At 39.6% G+C, this 255-nt stretch carries 1 protein-coding gene; it reads right to left on the bottom strand.

Annotated features, from left to right (window positions below):
- Nucleotides 1-255 (bottom strand): DDE-type integrase/transposase/recombinase (locus tag KI363_RS21805; protein WP_212967628.1); only part of this gene is annotated, 255 nt, incomplete at both ends.

The following is a 255-nucleotide window of genomic DNA, read 5'->3' as shown; positions in this document are numbered from 1 at the left end:
AGTGTTGAGCTAGAAGATAGATGGGATTTCCATCGACTACAAAAGTGAGATCTTCTGGAATCTCCTTCATCTTTACCAACACTTCATCAATGGCATGAATAGCCGTGAGGGTATCACGATTTGGCGATACGGGATAGGAAAGAATAATTTTCTTTACCGCGTCAAAAAAGAAAAACAAATAGTGCCATTTTCCGTTCACGCGGATATAGGTTTCATCTCCACAGAATTGATCCGAGAGCTCATAAGGATAATAAT

This window comes from Lederbergia ruris (assembly GCF_018332955.1).
In the GTDB taxonomy this organism is placed as follows: Bacteria; Bacillota; Bacilli; order Bacillales; family Bacillaceae_C; genus Lederbergia; species Lederbergia ruris.
The sequence above is the reverse complement of the archived record's forward strand: the minus strand, read 5'-3'. Positions and strand labels throughout refer to the sequence as shown.